Here is a 22,485-nt window from a genome sequence, read left to right as displayed (position 1 = left end):
AAAGATTCAGCCGGCAAGGTTCAAGAGCCCGCTCTTGCGCAGCGAAGCAGCCAGCCGCCACGCCACCAGGCCGCCTAGAAGCATTCCCGAAACAAACCCCACTCCCGAGGCCAGCAGTACGTACCCCAACGGTAGCCCCATGTAGAAGGTGAGCGTGGTCAACATGCCCACGGCGTTGCCGAACCCGCCGGTAAGGAGATTGGGTACCGGCCGCTCCAGCCGGTGATCGCGGGTAATAAGCGGCACCAGGTCCACCGCCAGCGCCGAAGGAAGGTAGCTGATTAAACGCAGGAAACCCATGCGCCCCGGATCGATCACCGCCACGATGAGCGCCTCCAGCTCGCAGGCCACCACCGCCGAGCCGAACTTGCCGGTAAGGCCCCGGGCCAACAGGATGAAAACGTAATAGAGGCCACCAACGATCGACCCGCCGGGAAAATGGACGCCGTGGCCCAGTGTCATACCGAACTTGGATACCACAATACCGAATACCGCCTGGGCTGCCGCCATAATGGCTATCAACACCAAATCGTAGGTAGTGAAGTAAAACCGCCCCTTTGCCAACAGCCCGGCCTCCCTTACTGCACCTTAACGGTGTCAGGCCCACGGATGCGCGTTTGCTTTGGCAGCGCGGGCGAGACGAGTTCCTTTACGCCCTGCTCATTCAGGGCAAGAATGAGGTCGTCGGTAAGCTGATCGTTCGTAAGCGTGACCGTGTAACCGTCGGGGGCGACCAGCAGCACCTCATTGCAGGAAGTTATGCCCGCCTCCCCCAAGACCGTCTTGACCGTAGGCCCGGATAAGGTGGCGCCGTCGGCCTCTACTGTGGCCTGCGGTAGCTTCTTGAGCTCTTCCAGGGTAAACTCCCGCACTACTTGATCACCGCGCATTATCTTGAGACCCTGGCTGCTGGGCACCTCTTTCTTAGCCGCTCCGCCCCCCGTCTGACCGCACCCTGCCGGAAGCAGCAGAACGGCCAGCGCCAGGATCGCGCCCAGCCAGGCAGCCGGGCGGGTGCGCTTGGGTCCCTGCCCATGCTTATTGACCGCCAAACCGGTCACGGAGTGAACAGCCATCACCGTACTACTCCTCCTTTCCCTTTCCCGCATCTAAATCGGCCGGCTCCGGCCATCGGGCCCTGTCCCGGTCCACCACGGCCATGACTCCGTGGTTGTATAACATCCGGGCAAAACACTCCACTGATAGGTGCGTGCCGCCGGCCACGTGCATGAACATGCTGCGGTTTCCCACAGCCACGCTTTTGCCGTTGAAGCGGCGTCCTAATACATTCGAGGGCAGGCTACTGACCTTCACCGGGTTCGTAGTAATACCACTTCTTGCCGTTAAGACAGGGCTGGTAGGCCAGGGGAAAATCGGAGATGCCCACGCCCTCCACCAGGATGAGCGCCACCGGCCGTTCCTGCAACCTGGCTTCGATCAAACCGCATATGTCGGTAATGGCGGGGACACTGCCGCCGGCGGTTCCGAATACCAGGCTCCTGCTGCCCGGATAGACGTGAAAGAAAGGGACGGACTCAATGTGAGAAACGGAGTGCACGAACCACCGGTCGGGAAACCGCTCTTTAATCACCCCCTCTTCTTCGAAGTACATCTTGCAGAAGCCGCTCCTGCCTTGGGAAAGGTCACAACGGCGCTCACAGTAGTTGCACAGCATACTAGGTACCCCTCCCACAGAGTGTTAGGCCGAGAAAGAGAACCGCTCTCGCTTCCCGTCCCCCACGCAGCTTCTCGGAATTACTACGGGTAGGCCGACGCTGGTGATGTCGGTCTTGATGTTGTCGCCGTAAACTTGCCTGAGGTTTTCGTCCTTCATTACCCGGCCGGTGGGGCCCTGGGCCACCACCCTGCCGTCCCTCAACATCGCTACGCAGTCGCAATAGTAGAAGGCGAGATTCGGATCGTGCAGCGTCACTAGCACCGTTACGCCCCGCATCTTCGCCGTGCGGCGCATGAGATGCATAACCCGGTGCTGATTGCAGAAATCCAGGTGAGAAGTGGGCTCATCCAGGAGCATGACCGGGGTGTCCTGGAAAAAAGCCCGGGCCAGCAGGACCAACTGGCGTTCCCCGCCGGAAAGCTCGGTGAACGGTCGCTCTGCCAGGTGCTCGATGCCGATTTCTGCCAGCACCTGCCGGGCCCGTCGACGCGCGCTTTTCCCCGGTGAGGACCACACCCGCAACCGGGGCGTTTCCCCCAGTAGAACCATCTCCAAACACGTGGAAGCAAACACGGTCGTCGCGCTCTGAGGCACCATGCTGATCAGCCCGGCAATCTGGGGACGAGATAGGTGCCGTACCTCCTGCTCTCTAACCCTTACCGAGCCGCTCCTGGGAGAGAGGATGGCATTTATACAGCGCAGCAGCGTCGTCTTTCCGCAACCGTTGCGACCCAGCAGGGCGCAGACCTGACCCTCCTCGACTACCAGGTCCACGCCGTGCAGTACTTGCGTTTCCCCGTAGCCGGCCACCAGGCTATCCACTCGTATGCTCACGCTTGAGCACACCTCCTCGGCTCAATACCAGGCTGGCCAGGAATGGGGCCCCAACCATCGAGGTGACGATGCTAATGGGGATTTCCCCTGGCATTAGGGAACGGGCAGCGGTGTCCATAAGCACCAGAAATATCCCCCCAATCAGGGCTGAGGTGGCCACCAACCGCCGGTGTTCCGAGCCGACCAGGTAGCGGCCGATATGCGGTACGATCAGACCCACCCAGGAAATATTGCCGGTGGCCGAGACTGACGAGGCCACAATGAGCGTGGCCAGAAAGACGTATAACAGGCGCCAGGCCGGGACGTTTATTCCCAGGGATAGAGCCTGCTCATCGTCTTGCGCCATCACGTTCAATCGCCAGCCGAACACCACCAGTAACAGCGTTCCGGCCGCCACCAGGGGGACGACTGTGCGAACGTTGCCCCAGGAGGCGGTCTGAAAGCTGCCCATAATCCAGAAGACGATTTTGGCCAGTTGGTCGTAGGGGTCGGCGAAATACTGAAGAAGAGAAAGACCGGCCTGAAAGACCGCGGAAACCACTATGCCGGTAATGACTAATACCGCCACCGAGCGGTCCGGGCTTCGGGAGGCCAAAAGGTAGGCAATGCTTACCGCCAGGATACCGAACAGGAACGCCGAGCCCTGCACCACCGCGCTCAAGGGCGGGAAGAACATAAGCGCCAGCGCAGCTCCAAACCCGGCGCCCTGGGTTACACCTACGATGTCGGGCGACGCCAGGGGGTTGCGGAAAAGGGCCTGGAGTACGGCGCCGGACACGGAAAGAGCACTGCCTACAGTGAAGGCCACCAGGATACGCGGCACCCTAATATTCCAAAACACCATTTCCATCTCCGGCGTGGGTGGGGATACCAAGCCCCCCAGACCCACGCCGTGAGCCAGGATGCTCAGTACCCCGGCGGGACTGACGGCGTAACGGCCCGAGTTCATGGCCACAACTATGCTCCCGATAAGTGCCACGACCAGACCCGTTCTCCAGCCCTTCTTCATGTCAACCCCCCGGTCAACCTATGCCGTACCGAACGGTTTAAAGCTTGCCGCCCAGAGCGGTGAAGGAATACCCGCAGAACCGGCTGTAGTAATCGTCGGCCATCTTGGTCAGGTCGACATCCCGGAACCTATCCGGGTGCAGGGTCTTGGCCATCCAAACGATGCCCAGCACGCACTGTGGGGCCGGGAAGTCCCACCAGCCTATATTCGAGGGAATGGCATATATCTTGCCCTCTTTGACTGCCTTGACCGTCTGGAGGCCGGGATTCTTGAGGGCGTCACCCACGGAAACCTTGCCCAGCGAGGAACCCAGTAAGATGTAGTCGGGGTTCCACTGCACGATCTGTTCCGGCGACACCGAAGCCCAGAACCCCTTGAGTTCGGCGGCCACGTTCTTGCCACCCGCCAGCTCAATCATGGTCGACTGCAGCATTTCCCCGGTGGCTGCGGTGAAGATGCTCTTGGGACCGGCGCACAGCACTTTTGGACGCTGGTCGGCAGGCAGGTCGGCCAGCCGATCCCGAACCATTTTCACCAGGTCTTGACAGTACTTTATATAGGCCTCTGCCTTGTCTTCGCACCCCAGCACTTTACCCACCAGTCTGGCCGCCTCATAGCTCTCCTCCAGGGTTTCGCCCCTGAGGCCGATCACCTTAATGCCGGCGTTTTCGAGCGCCTCCAGTTCCTTTTGATCAAACGAACTGTAGACAAAGGCCACCTGGGGCCCAAGGGCCACCACACTTTCGATATTGACATCGTGTCCCTCGGCCTCCAGGTTGGGCAGGGCTGCGAACTTGGGATCGACCTTGGCCATCGCCTTGGCTTCCACGCCGAGTAAAGCCTGGTGCACCAGCTTGTCCTGCTGCCCCATGGCGTAGATCAGCTTGGCACCGAAATGGTGAAAGGCCGCCACCTTTTCGATTTTGGCGGGCAGTTCTACTTGACGACCCAGCTGGTCGGTGACCGTAATGGTCTGAGGCTTCGCCCCTCCCTGCGCCGGCCCGGTAGCGGGCTGACCGCAACCTCCCGCCAGCCATACCAGAGACAGAACTGTGGTCAGGATCAACGCACTGACTTTACAGCTGCGTCCTTTCACATTTCCTTACCCCCTGCTTGTTGATGTTGCCAGCGTCAATGCTTTGCTTGGCTTGGTACCCCTTCGATCGGATTAGCCCATTTGATCGGTTCCTCCCTTCTGATCTTCATGTGCCCACCTGCGAGCCCGGTCTCGCTATGTCCCCTCCAGCATAACGCCGTCCCGCGTTCACCCTCCTAAAGTCTAGCCCCTTCTCCGCAACCGCTCCGCTACGATGTCTGCTCCGCTCACTTCGGCCAAGCCCGACCGTTCCATGGCCCCGGTTCAATCATTGAGCCACGCTTATATATTGCTGCGGGGCGACCGACTTGGGGCTAATAACGGCGCCCCCGACGCCCTCCTCCACAAAGCCGGAGAAAGAGGCAACCCGAATCGGACACTCATACGCCTGACTCAGGTGGGATTCGGTCATTACGTCCGGAGGGCGGCCTTGAGCCGCCACCCTGCCCTTGGCCAGGAGGACGATGTGATCGGCGTAGGTATAGGCGAGGTTGGGGTCAACCGTGAAAGGGAAGAGAGGTGTATGCTCCTGGGGAACTACGGCCATGGTTCGGGCAATTTGCACGTGGGACATGTCCAGCAGCGTGCGCCCTCGCCAGGTGGCGTTCCCGCTCTGGGGGCGTAGCCGGCCTTGCAGGCAGCGTATGAGAGTGGTCTTGCCGCACCCATTGGGACCCAGCAGGACCGTGATTTCTCCCGAACGGGCTCCGAAGGCTTCCCGGCTATACTCCGGGGAATCAGAAAGGGTAAAATCCGATTCCACCTGTCCCAGCGGAACCAGAGTGACAGGCTCCCACCCTCTATCGGACACGGCTCCGCACCTCGCCAGAAATCGAGTTTTCGCAGCCCCGGTGAGCGATTGTCTCCCCCATTCTGGGAAGGCTATCTGCCCTGAGTTCCTTGGAAACACCTGGGAAGCCGGACGGTAACCTTTCTCAGGTGGCCGAAAAGACTGAGCCCCCCGCCTCCCTGACCGATCAGATCGAGGATAACGCGCTCCGAACCCGGGCCCACCTGCGAGGCACCGAGGAGAGTAATACCGGAGTCCCGGTAGGCTTCGGGATAAAAAGGCACGCTGGGGCCCACCAGGGCTATCTCCCGCGCGCCGGTAGACCATTCCAGGATTTGATCGACAGTCTTATTGATAATGGTGGTGCCGGAAATAATCACCACAGAGCACTGCGGCAGCAGAGCCCGTTCTGCCCAGTCGGGATAAATGTCCGGGTCGTCGTCGGACGGGCGGCGCTCGAAAATCATCAATGCTTTGGCCTTCTGGCGCACCGGCTCAACCAGAGGCTTGAAATAGCCAATCATTCCCACCACGTCGTCGGGGCTTATCTCCAACCAGTCCAGTGCATCCCCCTCGGCCGCCCCCGAGGGCAGGCTCTTCTGGCTAAGCGCGTTCAAGACCGCCACACCGATCGACGCGCGGGCCAGGTTGCGATAGTCGGCGGCCCAGGGTATAACCTCGGTCACCTCGCGTCCCGCGAGGGCACCCTGATCGTCCACCACTGCGCAATGCGGAGTGGTAATCTCGCTGCGAAAGACAAAGCTCACCCCGCAGGAACCGTCATCCAGCATGACCCCGCACAGGCCCAGGCCCAGCCGGACATCCTGGACGCGTCTGCCGGCAGCCGACGGCAGTGCGGCTCTTATGATCCGGTCGATCATCATGGCTTACCGCTCCTCCCCTCTGAAATCCCCGGTGGCCGGGATTGCTCAGAGCGCTATGTTTATTTAGACATAGCGTTGCCTTCAGGTCAAACGGACCTCAGCCCGATCCTGTGTCCGCAATAGTTTTCTACGGCTGTGCTCCTGGACGGCGCTCCCGGATACTCGTCCTATGTGGATCTTTCTGCGTCTCGCACTGCCGGCCCAGGCCGGGCACCGCGGGCAGGTCACGGAAACCGGGGGCCGGAATGGTGCGGACGGGGTGCATTCCCGCCGCGACTCGAAAGGCCGACCGGGAGATTAGGCCAACCGGGACTTGACCGTTGACAGTCGCTATGCTAGACTCGGCATAACGGCGAGGCACCCGGTTTGCCTGCCGGCAGGCCGGGCCCGAGCCGTCCGCAATCCCGCAGAGGAACCGTGCATCTCGGTGCCTGCAGCTGGAGGTGGTTTCTGCAGAGACAAGCCTTGATTGGCCGCCGGTCGGGCACGCCGTTGCGCGCCACACGGACGCAACCCCGCGGGGAGCCGCGGAAATCAGTACCTGGGAGGAGGAAAACAATTTGAAACCGGGGACCAGAAGACTGGCAGTATCCGTTCTCGCTCTGATAGTGCTGGCTGCGTTTCTTCCGGCATGTGCGGGAACCCCGCAGAGTCCACCGTCAGCGGACACCGGTCAGGAAAACCGGCCGCAAACCGTCACCGTCACCGACGGGATAGGGCGACAGGTGGAAGTGCCCCAGAAGGTGGAGCGTATCGCCGTGAGCTACGGCATTGCCACGCATTTTCTCTATGCCCTAGGTGTTCAGGACAGGTTGGTAGGCATCGACACCCCCTCCAGGACAAATCAATTCTTCCTGGCCCTTCACCCCGGTTTCAAGGACCTGCCCGCGGTAGGCAGTCCCAAGGAAATCAACGTAGAGCAGATTATCGCCTTGAAACCCGACCTGGTTCTGGTCCCGGGCCGCAACAAGGAGATGGTGGAACAACTCGCGGGCAAGGGGCTGACCGTCTTCGGGGTGGTAGCGGAAGACCTGGACCAGCTTATGGATACCATGTCCAATCTCGGCCGCGCCCTGGGTCGGGAGGAAAGGGCAGAACGGTTTAACCAGTACTATCGGCAGATGCTGGACAGGATCCAGTCTGAGACCCAGGCGCTGGAGGGCTCCGCCCGGCCCAAGGTATACCTGGTAGGACCCATGGGGACCCTCTCCACAGCTTCGGGAGAGATGTACCAGCACTTTCTGATCGAAGCCGCAGGCGGCAGAAACGCGGCCGGCGACCTGAAGGGCGGATGGGTAGAGGTGTCGCCCGAACAGTTGATCCAATGGGACCCGGACGTCATCGTGGTGGTAAAGTATGCCAGCGATACCAGCCCGGAAAAGATTCTGCAGGACCCGCGGTGGAAGAATATCAAGGCAGTCCAGAACAAGAACGTGTTCTGGTTCCCGTCCGATCTGACCCCGTGGGACTACCCCTCGCCCCAGGCGGTACTCGGTCTGGTGTGGTTGGCCAAGATCCTCCACCCCGACCTCTTCGCCGACCTGGATCCGCTCCAGGAGGCCAACTCGTTCTATAAGGAATTCTACGGCCGGACGTTTAGTGAGGTCGGGGGCACGCTGTAGTGGCCTTGCCGGTGCCCAGACAATTCTCGGACCAGCGCGTCTCTCTCCTGTGGGGGATGGGCATATTTCTGGCGGCCGCCCTGGTGTCGCTCGCTGTGGGCCGTTATCGCCTAAGCATAGGTGATCTCCTCTCCGTGTGGTTGGCGGACCCGGCAACTCTCGCGGCCAGCAAGGAGGCGCAGACGGCCGCCACGGTCTTCTGGGAAGTACGGCTCCCCCGCGTTATCCTTTGCTCGGCGGTGGGAGCCGCCCTGGGGGCCGCGGGTACTACCTTTCAAGGCCTGTTCCGCAACCCGCTGGTGTCGCCGGACATTCTGGGCGTTTCCGCCGGGGCCGGGTTTGGAGCGGCGCTGGCAATCACGCTGGGAGCCGAAACCCACCAGCCGCTGGCAATTCCCCTCTGTGCATTTGCCTTCGGTTTGGCGGCAGTTGCCATTTCATGGAAGGTGGGGAGCCGTGGGGATGGCCGCTCTTTAACCACCATGGTGGTAGCGGGCGTGGTCGTTTCCTCGCTCTTCTCGGCAGCGCTGTCGTTTCTGGAATACATCGCCGATCCTTACGAAACCCTCCCTTCTATCATCTTTTGGACCATGGGCGGATTCTACAGCGCCGACTGGGGCCGGGTTGCCTGGACCTTACCCCCGGTCTGCCTGGGGGTGATGGTGCTGGTCCTGCTGAGGTGGAAGCTCAACATACTTGCCGCCGGCGAGCACGATGCCCTCTCCCTGGGGCTGAATGTGAGGCGCTACCAGGCCTGCTTCATCTTCTTCGGCACCCTGGTGGTAACCTCATCGGTTTCCTCCACTGGAACTATCGCCTGGGTAGGCCTGGTGGTGCCGCATTTGGCCCGGCTGGTAGTGGGCACAGACCACGTGGTTCTGATGCCCTTCTCTGCCTTCATGGGGGCGGGATTTCTTGCCGCCATGGATACCCTGGCCCGAAGCGTTGGCGGCGCCGAGATCCCCATCAGCATAGTCACTTCCTGCATCGGCGCGCCCTTCCTTGGCTACCTCCTGGGCGCCCGGCGAAGCCTCTGGTGGGGATAGGTGGAACGGGAGAATACAGGAGCGCCCAAGTGTGACCTTTGGGTATGGAGGCGATCGGCATGGAGTGCGCTTTCTGCGAAAGACGCTGTCAGCTGGACGGCGGGCGCACGGGATTCTGCGGAATGTACCGGGCTCCCGGAGACGCCCAGGCAGAATTGCCGGAGGAGGTATTTCCGCGGCGCTATTCCTCGGTCTACGTAAGTCACATCGAATCGCTTCCCGTCTTTCACTTTCAGCCGGGAAGCCGCACGCTGGTACTGGGCGGTGCGGGATGCAATTTCGATTGCGACTACTGCTCCAACGCTTACCTCGTCAGAAGCAATCCTGCACGGCTTCTGGTGCACGAACTCAGCCCGGAACGCGTGCCGGCCCTGGCAGCCCAAAGCGGGTGCCACAACATCGCTTTCGCGCTGAATGAGCCAACCGTGATCCTTCCTTCCCTTCTGGAGCTGGCCAAAACGGCGGGTAGAGCGGGTATTCCGGTAGGAATACTCACCAACGGCTACGCCACTCCGGAAATAACCAGGGTGATGGGTGAGTCCTTCGCCTTTGTAAACGTGAGTCTCAAGTCGGTAAGGGATGAGTTTTACCGGCGCCACGTGGGTGTTCCGTCGGCGGGCATAGTGATGCGCAACATAGAGATCTTCCACCGCCTTACCCACGTGGAGGTGACCACGCCGATAGTGGAGGGGCTTAACGACTCGGAGATCCCCGAGATCGCCGCCTTCTTGCAACGCTTGGACTCCCGGATACCCTGGCATGTCTTTCGGCTTCTGCCCGAGTACAGGATGGCCTCCCGTGAGCGACCCGACGTCGGCCGAATCAGCGCTATGCTCCGGGACGTGTGCCGGGATCTCCCCTACGTGTATTTCGGTAATTTTGTGGGCTCCCGCTGGGTCAGCACCTACTGCCCCGAATGCGGGACCGAAGTCATGGAGCGCATAAGCCTTGGAGGGTGCGGAGGAAAACTCGTCGCCCACCGCCTGGACGACGGACAGAAGTGCGGTATCTGCGGGCACCCCATCAGGATTGCCCGGCCTCCGGTCAGGTGGCATTCCGCAGAAGGCCCGGAGCGTTCGGCACCAGGAGCCGCGCTCAATCCGGAGGTGGGGGCCTTATGAAGCTGGCGGTGATAGATGCTACGGATTGGCAGGTTACGGTCGATCTCGAGAGGGGCAGGGAGGTGCAGCCGGAGCACCCTCTGCTGCCGGTCCTGGCATCCCTCCTCAAGGCCCATCCCTTCCCGGGCGACCTGGATGCTTCCTCTGCCCGCTGGGTTACCGACGTGGCCTTGGATGTGGTCGACGGGTACCGCCCGAGCTTCATGATGCTGATCTACGCTACCCCTTACCTGGTATCCGCCTTTACCCCGACGGACACCGCGCAGCGCGCGGCGGTGGTGGACCAGGTATTCGCCGAAATAGGCCGCTTCCTGGTGCAGACGGACTTCACCCCGGTCATCGTAGGCCTGGGGGGCATGGTACCGCTTCGGGGCCAGGTAGACCTTACCGGTCTGGAAGGCCTGGCGGTAGCAGGCGGAATGCCGGCCCAATACGCCGGCCTGTTCCGACCTGCGCCGAGGGACCTGGCTTTCTTACGCCGCTTGCCGGGGGTCGCTCGTATTGTCGACCGCGTATCCTTCCAGAAAGAGTTCGGGGGAAACCTCCTCTTCTATCGCCGCTTCCCGGATTACCTGCTGGTTGCGGAGGAAGGTTATGTTCTAAGGGGACTGGGGAGTAGTGCCCGGCCCATCTATCTGGTGCCGAAATACGAACGGGAGATCCCTTTGCACTGCCCCGTACCGCTCGCCTCTCAGGGACTCGCCGACCTCACTTCGGTAGCCGGTGCGGTCTCCGGGATGCTGGCAGGCAGCACAAAGGTGGCCCTGATACTGGTCGAGGGAGTGGGGTGCGCCACCTTCCCCCTCCCCTTTCACAGGATCACCAACACCTGCCGGTGGTATTGTTACACGGTGGGCGACAACCAGTACCTGGCAATCACTACCGGAAGGCACCTTGTGGAAAACGGATACCCTCCCGGCTTCCCTTACTACGCGGAGGACGATGAGGAGAAACCGTTCCCGTTTTCGGGCGTATTCAGGGAAATGCCCCAGGCTACCATTGCCCAGCAGCACAGGTACCGTGGAGGCAGGACGGCCGCCGTGGGGAACAGGAGCATCCTCACGCACGCGACCTCGGGCTGTGAGGTCGCGGTAGAGTGCTTTGCCCGGGCCCTTTACAACCACGGGGCCATGGCGGTCCTGGACCTCGAAGCCCTGCCCGGAGCCGCAGGCTCGGAGACTCAAAACCCCGGACTGGCGGGTTGCCGGTGAAGCGCGGTGATCGAGATAGAAGGGCTCTACTGCGGCTACAACGGCCGCCCGGTTCTCAGGGACGTCTACCTGCGCTTTTCCGGCGGAAAGGTGTGGGGAATACTCGGGCGCAACGGCTCGGGCAAGTCTACCCTGCTGCGGTGCATTAACGGGATCATCAGACCCATGCGCGGCAGGATACTGTTTCAGGGTCGGGAGATCTCCAAAATGGCGCGCAAGGATCTCGCGCTCAGGATGGCAGTGGTTCCTCAGGGCACGGACGCCTTCCTGCCTTTTCGCGCCATCGACGTCACCCTGATGGGGATCGCGCCCAGACTGCCCACCTTCGCTGCGCCCAGCGCCAGGCACCGAGAGGCGGCAGCGGCAGTCATGAACGAACTGGGCATCGGGCACCTCGCAAGCCGGCCCTTTCCGGAACTGAGCGGCGGAGAGCGCCAGCTCACCCTGTTGGCCCGGGCCATATTCCAGGACACCCCCGTATTGCTTCTGGATGAGCCCACCGCCCACCTCGACCTGAACAATCAGGTGAGGGTGATGCGCACCGTGTGCCGCCTGGCGCGGGAAAAGGGCCTGACCGTCATCCTCACCGTTCACGACCCCAACCTCGCGCTGCTCTACTGCGACTCCTGTGCTCTGATAAGCGACGGGCACGTCGTGGCCATGGGCCCGTCGGAAGAAGTGTTGTGTGACCGCGTACTGAGCCGGGTGTACGACCTGCCGATACAGGTGGACTTCACCTCCTCGGGGGTCCGGGTGGCCGTGCCGGTGGAATCGTCGGGCATCGAACCCCACCGCCCGGAGTCGGCGGAGGTACAAGTGCCTTCCGCCTTCGAGTAGTCAACCGCCTCCCTTGCCTGCCGAAGGCGGGCCATTCGGGGGAAGCGTGAGGCCGGTTTGCCATTGACTCGGGCTCAAAGCTCGTGTTAAGTTGGGGGAGGCGATACGGCGGGATGCGGCCGGCAAAGGCGCTTGGGCCAGATCGAGCCGGGAAAGGTGGCCGCGCACCATGCGTCCCAGGATGGTCATCATCACCAGTTACTTTCAGGGTCAGACTTACGGCATGCTCGGCCCGCAGCTGGCGGCCACCGTAATCCAGGAGAACACCCCCTACGAGTGCCTGGTGGTGGCGCTCACGGGAGAGGAGCCCCACGCCGAGGTCAGGAAGGCCATTTACTCCTACCTGGGCGAGGATAGGCCCGTAGTGGGTTTTTCCACCCTCAGCGGCCGGCCCGAGCTTTTCGAACTCGCCGCCTCCTTCAAGCAGGACGGGGTCACTACCGTCCTCGGCGGCCCCCAGGCGGCGGTGGACTTCCTCGGCGAGGAAGGAAAAGACCTGGAGCCGCACCGCTTCCAGGGCTATCACCGGTGTTTCAGTTTTGCCGTACAGGGGCCGGCGGAACAGATTATTCCCGTACTGCAGGAAGAGAACCCTGCGCTTCCCCCGGAAGGTGCGGGAATCGTTACCTGCGGGGGCCGGAATCCGGCGCGGCCCTGGGATGCCGCCTTTTTCCGCTTCGTGCGCTGGGATAACCTTTACCGGGTAGACAACGGAAGTCTTGTCCCCCTTAAGGTGGAAAGCGCCCAGGTGATACAGCAACTGGGCTGCCCCTACGCGGTGGCGGCAAAGGAAATTGCCGTAGACTACCCTACGGCGTTGGGCAAGCAGAGCTCCATCCCGGTCAGGCTTCGCGGCTGCAGCTTCTGCGACGTGGCCACCGACAAGGGTTACGCGGGCAGGTTCCCCATAGAGGTGGTGGTAGAACAAATTCGGGCCCTGCCGGAAGAAAACGGAAGCAAGATACCCTTCGAGCTCATCAACGAGAATCCCTTGCCCCAGCTGCCCCGGCTGTTGGACGAAATCGCCTCCCGGGGCCTCAAGATCTCACAGGTCGACCTGGTGATGCGGGCCGACTGGTTCGTCCGCCAGGAGCATAACGCCCGCGAGGCTCTGAAGCGTGCCCGGGAAAGGGGGATTTTGCTGCGCCTCGCCTCGGTGGGCCTGGAGTCCTTCGACGACCGCATCCTGCGCAACCTCAACAAGGGAACGACCAGGCAAACAAATCTTGCCGCCGTAGACCTCATGCGCCGGCTCAAGGACGAGTTTCCGGACAACTGGGCTTACGCCAGCTGCGAGGGATCGGTTCACGGTTTGATACACCCCACTCCCTGGGATACGGCGGAAAGCCTGGCCGAGATGCAGCGCACCTTTGCCGCCTACGGCCTCCCTTACGACGTGCTGCCGGCCCATAGCGTGCCGCTGATAATCCACCACGCCTGCCCCCTGGGCGACTGGGCCCGGGAACTGGAGGCCCGCGAAGGGATCAGACTGCCGCGCAGCGGCAGCGTTATCGGCTGGTGGGCCCTCGACCGCTAGGGGGGTCAGTACGGAGCCGTCTACGGTTTTGTCTCCCCTCCCAAGACCTCCTCTGCCAGTTGGGCCAGCCGCCGGTAGTGGGTAACCTTCCTCAAGTAAAATAAGTGCGCCTAGCAACTATTACAGACACCTGTACAGACGCATGGGACTTGCCGCGAGGAAGAATACTTTCCCTAGAGGCCCGGTGCAGAGCTGTCTCAACGGGAAAGGACGGACAGGGTTGCGCAGCATCTGGAACGGAGTCTTGAGCTTCGGCCTGGTCAACATCCCGGTCAAGGTCTATCCGGCGGTGGAGGAGAAGGACTTCTCCTTCCGCCTCCTGCATCGCAAGTGCCATACTCCCATTACCTACGCCAAGCGCTGCCCCGCCTGCGGGACGGACGTTGGGGCCGACGAGATCGTTCGGGGTTACGAGTACGCCCGCGGCCAGTTCGTGGTGGTTACGCAGGAGGAACTGGCTTCTCTGCCCCTGCCCACCACCAGGGCCATCGAGATCAGCGACTTCGTGAGCCTGGAAGAAATCGATCCCCTGTATTTCAGCCGGCCCTACTACCTGGCGCCGGGAGACGGCGGACAGAAAGCCTACGCCCTCCTCCACCGGGCCATGGCCGACACCAACCGGGTGGCCCTGGCCAAGGTGGCCCTGCGCCAGCGGGAATCCCTGGCCTGCGTGAGGATATACCGGCGGGCGCTGGTGCTGGAAACCATGCTCTACGCCGACGAGATCAGGCGGCCGGAAAACCTGCCGGAGATCGATTACCCGCAAGCCCTTGATCCCCGCGAGCTTGACATGGCAAAGAGGCTGGTGGAAAGCCTTTCCGCACCCTTCGAACCGGAAAAGTACCACGACGGCTACCGCCGGGCCCTGGAAGAACTGATCGGCGGCAAGATCGCCGGCCGCCAGGTAGTGGTCCCTCCGGCTCCGGCGCCGGCCAAGGTGGTGGACCTGATGGAGGCCCTGCGGGCCAGCATCGAGCAGGCGGAAAAGGAGCGAGCTCCCGCGGCGCGCGCCGGGCGCGCCGGGGCCGGACGCGCCAGCGCCCGGGGCCGCAAGGCGGCTACGGCAGCCGACAGGCGCTGACCGGCACCGGATTGAAACCCACGACCACCGGGTGGCGGAGGTGCAGCCCCTCCGTCCACTCGCCGTACTCCACCAGTACGCTGAGGAGGGGAGCCACCCAGCGAACGGCCGGCCCCCGCATGCGGGGGACCGGATCGAAGGGGCACTCCGGCTGCACGGTTTCCGCCAGAACCCGGGCAAGTGCCTCCCGTTCCTCACCGCCGAGGCCGCTTCCCGCCCGGCCGACGTACATCAGGTCCTGCTCCCGCCACACGCCCAGCAGCAGGCTCCCCACCACTCCCCCCGAGGCTACCGTGAAACCGCCCACCACGCAGGGCTGGCGCCGCCTGACCTTGATCTTGCGCCACAGCGGGCTTTTCCCGAACCGGTACGGGCTGCCCCGCCGCTTGGCCACTACACCCTCCCATCCCCTTTCTTCCACCGCGGCGAAAAGACGGCTGCCCTGATCGAAGCTGTCGGTCAGCAGCACCGGCTCGCCGGCGACGAGGTGCCGACGAAGGAGTTCCTGGCGTGCTTCCAGCTCCAGTCCGATCAGCTCACGGCCGTCGAGGTGGAGGAGGTCAAAGACCATGTAGGTGGCGGGGAGGGTACGCCGGAGTACGGCCAGGGACGGTCCCCCGGGTGCGGCCGTCTCGCGCCGCATGACCCGGGGGAAGCTCGGCCGCCCCTCCCAGAACACGACCATCTCCCCGTCGAGCACCGCGTTTTGGCCCCTAAGAACCGCCCTAACCCCTTCTACGATTTCCGGATAGTGGGCCGTCCGCTCCCTGCCCCGCCGGTTGATCAGGCGGACCTCCGGCCCCCGAACGTGGGCGAGGATCCTTACCCCGTCCCACTTGGGCTGGAAGAGCCAGTCCGGGTGGTCGAAGGGTGCCGGCCAGGTTACCGGCTCCATGGGCACCAGGTTCCGGCCGACCACGAACCGTCCCTCCTCAACGAAGCAGTCTCGGAGGAAGTATTCCCCCGCACCGTCCCGGCAAATCTAAGCATCGTGGAGAGTACGCGGACAAGGTTGACCGTAAAGGTAGAGGGCTTAGAAGTGGGGCTGAGTAACCCCGAGAAGGTGTTCTGGCCGGACGAAGGCTATACCAAGGCCCATCTCCTGCGCTACTACGCGGAGGTGAGCTCCTATCTCCTGCCGCACCTCGCCGGACGTCCGCTGGTGCTGCACCGTTTCCCGGAAGGCATCCGGGGCCCTTCCTTTTACCAGAAAGAGTGCCCGGAATACGCGCCCGACTGGCTGCCCCGGGTGCCGCTGCCTTCCGGCGGCCGCCGCCCGGCGGTTACCTACGTGCTGGTCGCCGACCTGGCAGGGTTGCTTTGGGTGGTAAACCAAGGCTCGATAGAGATCCATCCCTGGCTCTCCCGGTGGAACGCGCCCGACCATCCCACGGTTGCCGTGGTAGATCTCGACCCCGCCCCGCCGGCGGGTTTCGCCGAGGCCCGGTTGCTGGCCCGGCGCCTCGGCCGCCTGTTCGACCGGCTGGGATTGAGGTGCTACCCCAAAACCTCCGGGGCCACCGGCCTGCACCTCTACCTGCCCCTGGCTCCCCGCTACACCTATGCCGAAGTCCGGCGGGCCCTCGCCGCCCTGGCGCGCTGGTGCGTGGCCGCCTGGCCGGACCTCTGCACCCTCGAAAGGGCGGTCCGGCGGCGCTCGGGACGGGTTTACCTGGACGTGGGCCAAAACGGGCGCGGCAAGACCATTGCCTCGGTGTACAGCGTGCGCCCCCTCCCCGGAGCGCCCGTATCCTTTCCCCTTACCTGGGAAGAACTGGAGGACGAAAAGCTGGACCCGCTCCGTTTCAACCTGGCCACCGTACCCGAGATGCTGGCCCGGCGCGGCGACGTCTTTGCCCCGGTGCTGCGGGAGGAGCAGGGCCTGGACCGTCTGCTCTACTCCATACGGGGGTAACGGTCCCGACCTATCCGGCCTTATCCATCTTCAGTTCCTTCCGGTAGGCGTCCAGGTTCTCCGCCACCCGGCGGAGGTAGCCCAGGAACTCCCCGGCCTTCTCCTCCGGTATGCCTTCCGTGGCCGCGGCCACAATCTGGCGATAGGCCTCCTCCACCCGTGCCTTTTCCTCGAAAGCCCTGTCGGTAAGAAACACCTGGCGGGAGCGGCGGTCCCTTTCTGCCGGGTAGCGGTGCACGTAGCCCTTGCGTTCCAGCTCTCTCAGAGTGCGCGAGATCGCCGGCCGGGTGAGCTCCATGCCGGTTACGATATCCTCCTGGATTACTCCCTCGCCGTGAGTGTACAGAAACATGAGGACGTTGGCCTCGGCGCCGGTGAGCCGGCTCCCCCGGAGCTTGAGGTTGAGGCAGGCCTGACCGGCCTCGATTACCCGGTTGGCGGTCATCACCAGGGCCTCAAATCCGCCGGCGCTTCCCGCCTGCCTGGCGACCGCCCGGGCCCGCACCCCCCGCAGCCACCCCTGGGCCTCGAACCAGGCCAGGGTATCCTCAAGGCTCTCCGCCACCGGCCGTGAGCGGTAGCCCAGCTCCGAGCGGGCCTTCTCCGAGGAGATTACGGCCCGGGTGGCCAGGATCTTCAGCGCCTGCCGGTTTATCCAGCGGTAGCCCACGGCCTCCACCAACCCCACCACGCCCATCATGAAGGAATACGGCAGGTGAACCCGCGGCAACGGCCTGCCCGCCAGCCGGCATACGGTGTTCACCAGGAACGGCACCGAAACCCACTCTCCGGGGAGGAGGTAGAGCTGCCCCGGTCGGCCCCGCAACCAGGCGGCCACTATTCCCTCGGCCACATCCCGGGCATCGGCGAAATCGTACCCGCCGTCGAAGGTCACGGCAAACTTTCCCCGGGCGACGTCCAGAATGGCCCTTCCCATCAGCGAGGGCGCATAGTCGTACGGGCCGAGAAGTCCCGTGGGTGCCACCACCACGCACTCCAGCCCCTCACCGGAGGCCCCCAGTACCAACTCCGTAGCCCGGGCCTTGGTCCGGGAATAGGCGTCGGGGAGATCGGCAGGACCCGCAAAGCAGGTCTCGTCCACGGTGCCGCCCTCGGCAGGCTCGCGGAGGGCGTGGATGGAACTCACGTACACCAGCCGCCTGACTCCTGCCCGGCGGCAGGCCTCCACCACGTTGGCGGTGCCTCCCACGTTCACCGCCTCCAGCAAGGGCTCATCTCCGGGCGCGAGGGAAATCACCGAGGCCAGGTGAAAGACCCCCTCCGCTCCCCTGAAGGCCCGCTCCAGGGAAGTCAGGTCCCTTACGTCAGCCTCCACGATCTCCACCTCAAGGCCCTCCAGCGGCCGCAGGCTGTCGCCGGGGAGAACCAGGGCCCTGACCGCATAGCCCCGGGAAACCAGAATCCGGACCAGGTTGTTGCCCAGGTGTCCGGTGGCGCCGGTAACGGCGAACATGATCCCGCCTCCCAACTAATCGTTAACGCCTTAACTATTATCGCAAATGAAAGGACGGGGCGCAAGTGGCCCGACAATCTACCGTTCCCAGCCGGAGCCGGGGCGTAGGCGGCCTGGAATTACCATAAAATCCCGCCAGGTTTAGACCGCAGCCTGTCATTTTCAATGCACTTGGCGGCATAGGTAGCCAGCTTGGTACCCTTGGAAGGATCGAAGGTATTGACCGCCTTGATCAAACCGATGGTGCCGATGGAGATAAGATCGTCGGGGTCTTCTCCGGTGCCCTCGAATTTCTTCACTATATGGGCAACCAGCCTGAGGTTTCTCTCGATGAGCACGTTGCGGGCTTCCCGGTCCCCGCGGAGAAGGCTTTCCACCAGAACGGCCTCCTCGGCTTCGCCCAAAGGATCGGGAAACACCGTGTTGGTGACATAGCCTACGAAGCCCGCCTCGCCGGAAAGCACGCCCTTCCCCCCGGCAGTCGAAATCACTAACAGGATATTGGCAGCATCACCGGTTGGTGCCTGTCCCCTGCCCCCGGGAGGCAGGGGGTGGCCGAGGCCGGGAGACCCGCCCCGGGCGGCCGGCACCGGCTCTGATCTCAGCCCGGAGGCTTCGCCGGCGGAAGGCCTCGGGCATAGCCCCGGGCCGCCTCCAGGAACCTTGCCGCTCCCTCCGGGCAGCCCAAGAAATTGAGATGCAGGTAGGAGGCCAGCAAGTTCCCCCGCGCGTATCCCTCTACGCGGGACCCACTTTGGCCTTCCTCCACCTCGTAGGCCCAGGGAAAGTCCGGAGTAGTTACCTCCAAACGCGAATAGTGAAACTCGTGCCCCGTAACCCGCCGGCCGGCGTCGAAAAGCAGGTTGCGGCGCAGAACGGTGGCCTGCCGGTAACCCATGCTCACCAGCCGCCTTTCCAGGTAACAGTCGGCCGGTAGCAACCCCACCAACGGCCAGGCCCTGCCCTCCCCGTCGCGCACCTCCCGGCAGAGGTACATGAGACCGCCGCATTCCGCGTAGATGGGCATGCCTTCCGCCGCCCGCCTTCGCAGCTCGGCCTGGAGGGCACGGTTGGCTGAAAGCGACTCCAAGAAAACCTCCGGAAACCCGCCACCCAGGTACACCCCGGCCGCTCCTCCGGGCAGGCACCGGTCCTCAAGCGGGCTGAAGGGCACCAGTTCGGCTCCCAGGGCCTCCAGATACTCCAAACTGTCCTGGTAGTAAAAGTGGAAGGCAGCGTCGCGGGCCACGGCAATCGGCCACCGCTGCCTGGGTGGCGCCAGCGGGAAGACGGAGGCGGGCGGGGGTTCAAGATCGGGAGCTCCACGGGCCAGATCCAGTATCCGATTCAGGTCCAGGTAGCGGGAGGCTATCTCCCCCAGGCGACGGGTGGCCCGGGCCAGGTCTTCACGTTCCACCGCCGGCACCAGGCCCAGGTGACGTGAAGGCAGGCTCATAGCCTCCTCGCGGGGCACGACGCCTACTACCGGTATACCGGTTCCGCCCTCTACCGCTTGCCTGAGCAGGCTGGCATGCCGTGGGCCGGCCACCCAGTTGAGGATCACTCCGGCGACCCTCACCCGGGGATCAAACCGGCTGTAGCCCCATATCAGGGGGGCTACGCTCTGACCCAGCGAAGAGGCATCTACTACCAGTATCACCGGAGTATCGAGTTGCCGGCAGACTTCGGCCGTGCTGCCGTGACCCGAACCGACCTGGCCGTCGAAGAGGCCCATTACTCCCTCTATGACCGCCAGGTCTGCCGTCCGGGCCGCACGAAGAAAACTCTCCTTTACCGCTTCCGGCGAGACCAGCACGGGATCGAGATTTCGGGAAACCCGGCCGGTAGCCGCCGCGTGATAGGTGGGGTCGATGTAGTCGGGCCCCACCTTGAACCCCTGCACTCTGAGCCCGCGGCCCGCAAAGGCAGCCATGATCCCGGCAGCAATAGTGGTCTTGCCCACGCCGCTCTTTACTCCGGCTACGGCTACCCGCGGCACTCGCAACCCTTACCCTCCCACTTCCGGGGCGATCAGGGGCCGAGGCAGGTTCATGATCGCCGATAGCCTGGCCAGGTCCAGGTGTGCGGCTACTTCGGCAGCCAAGCGATCGAAACTCCTCTCCAATTCTACCTGGTAGCAGTAATCTCCGGCGTCAGAGGGCAAGCCCTTTCGCCGCCGCAACGCCTCCAGGAGGTGGTGCCGGAAGGCATCGTTGTCGAAGAGGCCGTGGAGGTAGGTGCCGAAGACCAAGCCGTAGGGACTAACCGCCCCGTCGGGCCGGAAGACTTCTTGTTCACCCCGTTGCGTGATCACCAGCGCCGGCGAGGCGGTTTTGAGACGTCGGGTCTCGCCCATGTGGATTTCGTAGCCCGTGATCCGCATGCCCCGGCACCCGCCGAGCAAAGGCCCGGGACCGCACACGACTCCCCGGCTACGGTACGTAGCCTTCTCGGGTCGGATTACGGTGACTACATCCAGCAAGCCCAGTCCTTCTGCCCTTTCGGCGGCTCCTTCCACTCCCTCCGGATCTCTAACCTCTCGCCCCAGCATCTGATAGCCGCCGCAGATGCCGACCACCGGAACGCCTCTTCTGGCCAAGGTGACGATCTGTTCCGCCATCCCTGTCTGACGCAAGTATTCCAGGTCGGCAATGGTGTTCTTGCTGCCGGGGAGGATCACCAGATCCGGTTCGCCGAGGTACTGGGGGCCGATCACGTAGGCCAACCGCACTCCGGGCTGACGGGCAAGGGCGTCAAAGTCGGTGAAGTTGGATATACGGGGAAGTTGCACCACCGCTACCGATAGTTCCCGCCCGCCCGGAATTGTGTCGCGGTATTCTTCCAGGGCAACGGAGTCCTCTTCCGGCAGCCCCAGGTCGGCCAGATAGGGAATCACTCCCAGCACCGGCTTTCCGGTTCGCCGCTCCAGGAACTCCAGCGCGGGTCGGAGGAGTTCGAGATCGCCCCGGAACTTATTGATGATCAGGCCGGCCACCAGGTCGCGCTCGTCTGGGTCCAGCAACTCCAGCGTGCCCACGATGGCCGCCAGGGCACCTCCCCGGTCGATGTCCGCCACCAGCAACACCGGTGCTCCCACCAGCTTGGCCACCCGCATGTTGGCGATTTCCTGCTCTTTCAGGTTGACCTCGGCCGGGCTGCCGGCGCCCTCCATGACTATAATCTCGTAACGTTGGGAAAGACGCCGCAGAGCCCGCTCTACCTCGTCTAATAGCCGAAGATTGAAATCGCGGTGGTAATCGCAGGCCCCCACGTTGCCTATCGGTCTCCCCCGGACTACCACCTGGGACCGGGAATCCCCGGTGGGCTTAAGCAGTACCGGGTTCATGTCCACTTCCGGCTCGATACCCGCGGCCCAGGACTGTACCACCTGAGCCCGGGCCATTTCCTCGCCCCGGGCGGTGACGTAGGAGTTCAGGGCCATGTTCTGGGCCTTGAAAGGCGCCACGCGGTAACCGCAACGATAGAATATGCGGCACAGGGCGGCCGCCAGGATACTCTTGCCCACGTGAGACCCGGTGCCCTGCAGCATTACGTATCTGGCCATCTATTCCGCCCTCCAGGCGCTGATACGCCTCTCAAAGGCTCATGGACTGCCATCTTCCCACCGCGCCTCGACGGATCGGCCTTTCAGCTCCACCGGCAGGCCGCACACTACCAGGTACACCGCCCGGGCAACTTCGGCCAGACGGCGGTTGGTCCAGCCCAGCCATTCGCGGTAGGCCCTGCCCAAGGGGTAGGCAGGCTCCAGCCCCCACCCCACCTCGTTGGTCACCGCTATTATTCGGGACTTTGCTTCCGAGACCGCGCGCACCAGTTCCCCGATCTCCGCCTCTATCGCCTCGGCCAGCCCTTTGCGGCCGGGCAGGGGAAAAGCATCTTCGTCGAGGTCGCTGTACCGCGGGAGACGGTCCAGCAGCAGGTTGCTGAGGTAGACCGCCATACAGTCCACCAACAGGACGCGGTCCGGCGCATCGTATTGGACCATCACCCGCGCCAGGTGCCTGGGCTCTTCTACCGTCTTCCACTCTGGCGGGCGGCGCCGACGGTGCTGTTCGATCCTCAGCCGCATCTCTTCGTCCCCCGCTACGGCGGTGGCCACGTAAACCACCTGCCTGCCGCTGGCCGCCGCCAGATTCTCGGCAAACCGGCTCTTGCCGCTCCTGGCCCCGCCGGTAACCAGCACTAGGCCCCCCGACATTCCGCCCACCCCTTTCACGAAAAAGCCTCCCTCAAATTATAATTCCTCCCAGGCACGCCCATCAACAGGCCCCGGCCCTGACGTATCCCCACTTTCGAGTTAACTTGAGTTGACTGGCGGTACCGGGTGCT

Annotated in this window: 21 protein-coding genes and 2 pseudogenes; 8 read left to right on the top strand and 15 right to left on the bottom strand. The window is 63.3% G+C overall.

The genetic code is table 11. The features are described from left to right. Positions 1-6: 6 nt before the first annotated feature. The 9 genes from NUV99_05680 to NUV99_05640 all read right to left on the bottom strand — a co-directional run bounded on the left by NUV99_05680 (position 7) and on the right by NUV99_05640 (position 6,291). On the bottom strand, positions 7-564 hold the full coding sequence (locus NUV99_05680) for an ECF transporter S component (protein MCR4419611.1): 558 nt from the start codon (positions 562-564) through the stop codon (positions 7-9). Between the two features lie 14 nt (positions 565-578). Continuing rightward, a complete protein-coding gene (locus NUV99_05675; protein ID MCR4419610.1) occupies positions 579-1,076 on the bottom strand; it encodes a hypothetical protein in 498 nt (165 codons plus the stop codon). Between the two features lie 7 nt (positions 1,077-1,083). After that, the gene (locus tag NUV99_05670) at positions 1,084-1,257 is read right to left on the bottom strand and encodes a hypothetical protein (protein ID MCR4419609.1); all 174 of its coding nucleotides are present in this window, start codon (positions 1,255-1,257) and stop codon (positions 1,084-1,086) included. Between the two features lie 43 nt (positions 1,258-1,300). Further along, positions 1,301-1,675 (bottom strand): hypothetical protein, encoded by a 375-nt coding sequence (locus tag NUV99_05665; protein ID MCR4419608.1) that lies wholly within the window; start codon positions 1,673-1,675, stop codon positions 1,301-1,303. A 24-nt stretch (positions 1,676-1,699) separates the two neighbouring features. Next, a complete protein-coding gene (locus NUV99_05660) occupies positions 1,700-2,512 on the bottom strand; it encodes an ABC transporter ATP-binding protein (protein ID MCR4419607.1) in 813 nt (270 codons plus the stop codon). Then, positions 2,493-3,521, bottom strand: a complete 1,029-nt coding sequence (locus NUV99_05655; protein ID MCR4419606.1) for an iron ABC transporter permease — start codon at positions 3,519-3,521, stop codon at positions 2,493-2,495. The genes NUV99_05660 and NUV99_05655 overlap by 20 nt, the downstream gene beginning before the upstream one ends. 37 nt (positions 3,522-3,558) lie before the next feature. Next, entirely contained in the window at positions 3,559-4,617 is a 1,059-nt protein-coding gene (locus NUV99_05650) for an ABC transporter substrate-binding protein (GenBank protein ID MCR4419605.1), read from the bottom strand. A 268-nt stretch (positions 4,618-4,885) separates the two neighbouring features. Next, positions 4,886-5,428 carry an ABC transporter ATP-binding protein gene (locus tag NUV99_05645; GenBank protein ID MCR4419604.1) on the bottom strand — a complete coding sequence of 181 codons (543 nt, stop codon included), beginning with the start codon at positions 5,426-5,428 and terminating at the stop codon, positions 4,886-4,888. A 71-nt stretch (positions 5,429-5,499) separates the two neighbouring features. Beyond that, positions 5,500-6,291: a DUF364 domain-containing protein gene (locus NUV99_05640; GenBank protein MCR4419603.1), complete on the bottom strand. Its 792-nt coding sequence runs from the start codon at positions 6,289-6,291 to the stop codon at positions 5,500-5,502. Positions 6,292-6,851: 560 nt separating this feature from the next. Between NUV99_05640 and NUV99_05635 the strand changes: the two genes are divergently transcribed. The 7 genes from NUV99_05635 (at position 6,852) to NUV99_05605 (ending at position 14,746) form a co-directional block, all read left to right on the top strand. Beyond that, positions 6,852-7,913: an ABC transporter substrate-binding protein gene (locus NUV99_05635; GenBank protein MCR4419602.1), complete on the top strand. Its 1,062-nt coding sequence runs from the start codon at positions 6,852-6,854 to the stop codon at positions 7,911-7,913. Next, the gene (locus NUV99_05630) at positions 7,913-8,959 is read left to right on the top strand and encodes an iron ABC transporter permease (GenBank protein ID MCR4419601.1); all 1,047 of its coding nucleotides are present in this window, start codon (positions 7,913-7,915) and stop codon (positions 8,957-8,959) included. The genes NUV99_05635 and NUV99_05630 overlap by 1 nt, the downstream gene beginning before the upstream one ends. Before the next feature lie 59 nt (positions 8,960-9,018). Then, positions 9,019-10,080: a radical SAM protein gene (locus NUV99_05625; protein ID MCR4419600.1), complete on the top strand. Its 1,062-nt coding sequence runs from the start codon at positions 9,019-9,021 to the stop codon at positions 10,078-10,080. Then, complete coding sequence (locus NUV99_05620; protein MCR4419599.1) at positions 10,077-11,291, top strand: hypothetical protein; 1,215 nt, start codon at positions 10,077-10,079, stop codon at positions 11,289-11,291. The genes NUV99_05625 and NUV99_05620 overlap by 4 nt, the downstream gene beginning before the upstream one ends. A 6-nt stretch (positions 11,292-11,297) precedes the next feature. After that, entirely contained in the window at positions 11,298-12,128 is an 831-nt protein-coding gene (locus NUV99_05615; GenBank protein MCR4419598.1) for an ABC transporter ATP-binding protein, read from the top strand. 169 nt (positions 12,129-12,297) lie between these two features. Then, positions 12,298-13,665 carry a hypothetical protein gene (locus NUV99_05610; protein ID MCR4419597.1) on the top strand — a complete coding sequence of 456 codons (1,368 nt, stop codon included), beginning with the start codon at positions 12,298-12,300 and terminating at the stop codon, positions 13,663-13,665. 220 nt (positions 13,666-13,885) lie between these two features. After that, entirely contained in the window at positions 13,886-14,746 is an 861-nt protein-coding gene (locus NUV99_05605; GenBank protein ID MCR4419596.1) for a Ku protein, read from the top strand. Here NUV99_05605 and ligD (NUV99_05600) read toward each other — a convergent pair. Next, entirely contained in the window at positions 14,724-15,665 is a 942-nt protein-coding gene (ligD, locus tag NUV99_05600; protein MCR4419595.1) for a non-homologous end-joining DNA ligase, read from the bottom strand. The two genes, NUV99_05605 and ligD (NUV99_05600), sit on opposite strands and share 23 nt — an antisense overlap. Before the next feature lie 93 nt (positions 15,666-15,758). Here ligD (NUV99_05600) and ligD (NUV99_05595) point away from each other — a divergent pair, with 93 nt between their 5' ends. Then, on the top strand, positions 15,759-16,661 hold the full coding sequence (ligD, locus tag NUV99_05595; protein ID MCR4419594.1) for a non-homologous end-joining DNA ligase: 903 nt from the start codon (positions 15,759-15,761) through the stop codon (positions 16,659-16,661). A gap of 190 nt (positions 16,662-16,851) precedes the next feature. On the opposite strand, the pseudogene NUV99_05590 reads toward ligD (NUV99_05595), so the two are convergent. The 5 genes and pseudogenes from NUV99_05590 to cobU form a co-directional block, all read right to left on the bottom strand. After that, a pseudogene (locus NUV99_05590) lies at positions 16,852-18,135 on the bottom strand (NAD-dependent epimerase/dehydratase family protein). A gap of 155 nt (positions 18,136-18,290) precedes the next feature. Then, positions 18,291-18,626: pseudogene (locus NUV99_05585) on the bottom strand (sigma-70 family RNA polymerase sigma factor). Positions 18,627-18,736: 110 nt separating this feature from the next. After that, the gene (locus tag NUV99_05580; protein ID MCR4419593.1) at positions 18,737-20,134 is read right to left on the bottom strand and encodes a cobyrinate a,c-diamide synthase; all 1,398 of its coding nucleotides are present in this window, start codon (positions 20,132-20,134) and stop codon (positions 18,737-18,739) included. A 9-nt stretch (positions 20,135-20,143) separates the two neighbouring features. Then, a complete protein-coding gene (locus tag NUV99_05575) occupies positions 20,144-21,700 on the bottom strand; it encodes a cobyric acid synthase (GenBank protein MCR4419592.1) in 1,557 nt (518 codons plus the stop codon). Positions 21,701-21,739: 39 nt separating this feature from the next. Next, positions 21,740-22,372, bottom strand: coding sequence for a bifunctional adenosylcobinamide kinase/adenosylcobinamide-phosphate guanylyltransferase (gene cobU, locus NUV99_05570; GenBank protein MCR4419591.1), 633 nt, complete (start codon positions 22,370-22,372; stop codon positions 21,740-21,742). Positions 22,373-22,485: the final 113 nt, after the last annotated feature.

It is taken from the genome of Clostridia bacterium, from assembly GCA_024653205.1.
Classification (GTDB): domain Bacteria; phylum Bacillota; class DSM-521; order Neomoorellales; family SLTJ01; genus JANLFO01.
Note: the sequence above shows the minus strand (reverse complement) of the source record. Positions and strands in the feature narration are given on the sequence as shown.

What these genes read in the sequence shown, in the direction of transcription:
- NUV99_05575 (MCR4419592.1), bottom strand. Translation starts at nt 21,700, where the DNA reads ATGGCCAGATACGTAATGCTGCAGGGCACCGGGTCTCACGTGGGCAAG.
- NUV99_05665 (MCR4419608.1), bottom strand. Translation starts at nt 1,675, where the DNA reads ATGCTGTGCAACTACTGTGAGCGCCGTTGTGACCTTTCCCAAGGCAGG.
- NUV99_05625 (MCR4419600.1), top strand. Translation starts at nt 9,019, where the DNA reads ATGGAGTGCGCTTTCTGCGAAAGACGCTGTCAGCTGGACGGCGGGCGC.
- NUV99_05640 (MCR4419603.1), bottom strand. Translation starts at nt 6,291, where the DNA reads ATGATGATCGACCGGATCATAAGAGCCGCACTGCCGTCGGCTGCCGGC.
- NUV99_05655 (MCR4419606.1), bottom strand. Translation starts at nt 3,521, where the DNA reads ATGAAGAAGGGCTGGAGAACGGGTCTGGTCGTGGCACTTATCGGGAGC.
- NUV99_05610 (MCR4419597.1), top strand. Translation starts at nt 12,298, where the DNA reads ATGCGTCCCAGGATGGTCATCATCACCAGTTACTTTCAGGGTCAGACT.
- NUV99_05620 (MCR4419599.1), top strand. Translation starts at nt 10,077, where the DNA reads ATGAAGCTGGCGGTGATAGATGCTACGGATTGGCAGGTTACGGTCGAT.
- NUV99_05675 (MCR4419610.1), bottom strand. Translation starts at nt 1,076, where the DNA reads ATGGCTGTTCACTCCGTGACCGGTTTGGCGGTCAATAAGCATGGGCAG.